Source organism: Bradyrhizobium sp. NAS80.1 (genome assembly GCF_001908205.1).
In the GTDB taxonomy this organism is placed as follows: Bacteria; Pseudomonadota; Alphaproteobacteria; order Rhizobiales; family Xanthobacteraceae; genus Bradyrhizobium.
On sequence record NZ_LGHL01000284.1, the window covers coordinates 1 to 2,931 of the forward strand.

Annotated in this window: 3 protein-coding genes and 1 pseudogene; all 4 read left to right on the plus strand. The window is 58.4% G+C overall.

The genetic code is table 11. The annotated features are described in order from the left end of the window. Positions 1-370: 370 nt before the first annotated feature. The 4 genes and pseudogenes from AC629_RS41500 (at position 371) to AC629_RS41515 (ending at position 2,567) form a co-directional block, all read left to right on the plus strand. Entirely contained in the window at positions 371-721 is a 351-nt protein-coding gene (locus AC629_RS41500) for a nuclear transport factor 2 family protein (protein WP_084810431.1), read from the plus strand. A 27-nt stretch (positions 722-748) separates the two neighbouring features. Next, the gene (locus AC629_RS41505; RefSeq protein WP_084810432.1) at positions 749-931 is read left to right on the plus strand and encodes a hypothetical protein; all 183 of its coding nucleotides are present in this window, start codon (positions 749-751) and stop codon (positions 929-931) included. Positions 932-1,366: 435 nt separating this feature from the next. After that, positions 1,367-1,552, plus strand: coding sequence for a hypothetical protein (locus AC629_RS41510; protein ID WP_084810433.1), 186 nt, complete (start codon positions 1,367-1,369; stop codon positions 1,550-1,552). Between the two features lie 24 nt (positions 1,553-1,576). Beyond that, a pseudogene (locus AC629_RS41515) lies at positions 1,577-2,567 on the plus strand (hypothetical protein). The last annotated feature ends 364 nt before the right edge of the window (positions 2,568-2,931 follow it).

The following is a 2,931-nucleotide window of genomic DNA, read 5'->3' on the forward strand; positions in this document are numbered from 1 at the left end:
GCTGATCGAATGAGAGCGCAATTGCTGCGATGCATGAGTCCGGAGTTGGCCCTTCGCGTCATTTCGTTGCCGCGCAGTAAGTAGGTTGCTTTCGGGGAAAAGCAGACATCGACCGGCAGGCGAAACCCGCGGAGTCGGTCGAAGATGACCTTCAAAGCACCTCACGACCCCACGACAGAAGTGCTAGGCTCTTTTTTTCCACACGCGTCCTTGCAGGGAGCGGCGCATGCGGCGTCGGGAGTTCATTTCAGGTACTGCGGCTATGGCTGCGACGGACTTGGCTCAGCCGTTAAGCGCTTAGACCGTTATGTCGCGGAGTATAAAGCGCGTCGCGATTGTTCATCACTAACCAATAAAGGAGGATGGAGGAATGAATTCCGCGAAAGACGTTCTGGACCACCACATAAAGTGTTTTGGTGAGGGCGACCTCACGGGCATCCTCTCTGACTATGCGCCGGGTGCCGTCCTGTTCACGCCGGACGGACCGCTCAGGGGGACCGACGAGATTCGGCCGTTGTTCCAGGCGATGTTTGCGGAGTTTGGCAAACCTGGTGCCGCATTCAGCATGAAGCAGCAGGCGGTCGAGGGCGACTATGCCTACATTCTGTGGACCGCGGAGACTGCCGACAACTTGTACGAGGTAGGCACGGACACGTTCGTCGTGCGGGACGGCAAGATCGTGGCCCAGTCCTTCGCCGGCAAGATTACGCCCAAGGGCTGACCACTGACCCAGGAGCTGCGCGCCGACGTGCTGCGCATCAAGCGCACACTCGATGGCACCGAGCTCGACAAGATCATCTCGGATGTGCAGGCGCGCAAGGCGATGGCGATCGAGCATTGGCGGCGTGCTGATTGGCGTAGGTGGGAGTTGGCGGCCAACAGCTTTAGGGCTGCAGCGCTGCCATATCTTGCACCAGATCAGATGCGGTGATTGGCGCCGCTTAGGATCGGATGGTCGGCGGATGTAACCGACCATATGATCTGGAACGGCCCCGATGCATTCATCTCGCCGGGGCCGCTTTCCGTTTTCACGTTTACTATCCGCGAGTTCTCAGTACTCGATCAACAGTCCCGTGGTGACTTTCGGGGCGAAGCGGACATCAACTCGCGAGCAACCACGTCTGACTCGGTCAAAAATGACCCGAAGGCGACATCGGTTAGGCACTTAGTGATGCCTGAACTCACACTTGGCCCCTTGGGTCGCGCCAGTCGTGATCATTACCGCCGCGCACGATCACGACTTCCCTAGGCAGCGGCTTTCTCTTTTCGCATCTCCCTAAATTTGGCGCAATGTTATAACATTACATCTAAGCGAAGGACCTGCTCAGGCAAGTTTTGAGGCTTTCTGCGCCTGAGGGAGATGCGGATGGGCGAGATCGTAGGATTCGTTTCGAAATCCGAGCGCGAGCGGCTTCGACTCATTCGCGAAGCCCGCGCGATCTATGACGGCATCTTTCCACCGAATGATGCAGCCGGCGAGCAGCCCGAAGACCGAACGGGCATTGAAGGCTCAGACGACAGGTTGCTCTTAGCCCCTCGATCGCCAGCCTAGCATGCCGACTGCAGAGGCGATCCGTTGCGGACAGAATTGCGCTTTCTCAAGAGGGTCAGTCTCGGCGTCACAACGGCCGCGTGGCTGGCGGCTGCATCCTTCGCGGCGGCGCAGTCGTCAGACGTTCCGGCCTGGCTGCAGGGCCATATTGGCGAAGGCCAGGGCCAGATCGCGCAAGTGGTTCTGCAGAGGGGGGCGCGACCTCTATCTGCGAAAGGTGAAGGAAGGCGTCATTAAGAATCCCTGCTATTTTGCCATGGACGCGACGCGCCCGCACGATTTGGGCGATGGCAGATCGGGGGGCCGCTTTTACGTTATCTGCGAAGCTGATCAGTCTTTTCGTGCGATTTCTGCTGGTCACGGCAGCGGCCGCGATTTGAAGGGTGTCGCCGATTTCCGGAACGGAAAAGAGTGCGCGAAGAACTTTGGCAACGCGATGGATTCATTCCTGACAGCCGGCGGCGCCTATGTGACGGGTGAGACCAAGACGTCTTTCAAGGGGTATTACCGCGCTGCGCTGAACCAGTATGCGGCTCTGATCCGCTCGTTCGTTCAGTTTGATGGCGAAGGCGAGACCGCCAACGCCAGAGAGCGCGCCATCGGAGGACATCCGGCCCTCGTACTGAAGAACGTTTGTCTTCGAAAGGATCCGCGCAGCCCATACGCAAACGAGAAAGGTTATGTTCCGTTCGGCAATCTGGAGGACTACTCGGGCGGCCGCAGCGACGGCTGCACTAGTTGGTCGCCCTCTGAGGCCTGGCAAATCATCCCGCTGTTGAAGGACAATCCGACGACGCTTTACATTTATCCTGAATCCCACGACATCGAAGCCGTCGCACAGGCTGCTGCAATTCGCCCGTCGCTGTCGCGTGCGGGGCTGTATTGGGACGCCTTCTGCTTGAAGCAAATCGGCGCTCCGAAATTCTGGTCGAAAGAGGTCCTCGAACCGATCCTCACCCGGTACCGCAAGGATCCAGAACTGCCCCCACGGCCACCCCCGATTTGCAGGCCGTGAACTCGCTTCTTGTTCGTCTCGCGCGCGCCCGAAGTCCTGCGGCCGCCCATGGCTTGAAGTGTAGGGACTATAAGGATGGTCGCTTCGGGGTCAGAAGTCGGGCGTCGTTTTCGAGCCCAGAGACACTACCACCAGCAGTGTGCGGTGATCGAATGGGATTACAATTTGCTGCGATGCACGAGTCCGGAAATGGCCCCTTCGCGCCATTTCGTTGCCACGCAATAAGTTGGTCGGTTTCGGGGAAGAGCAGACATCGAACACAAGCCGACCCCGCAGAGTCGGTCGAGAATGACCCTGGCTGTGTAAAAACGCGAATGATCGAGACACGGCTAGAATTACATTCTTCAGTTCGTCGTCTAAGTTG

Coding starts and splice junctions, on each gene's coding strand:
- AC629_RS41500 (WP_084810431.1), top strand. CDS start 371: ATGAATTCCGCGAAAGACGTTCTGGACCACCACATAAAGTGTTTTGGT.
- AC629_RS41510 (WP_084810433.1), top strand. CDS start 1,367: ATGGGCGAGATCGTAGGATTCGTTTCGAAATCCGAGCGCGAGCGGCTT.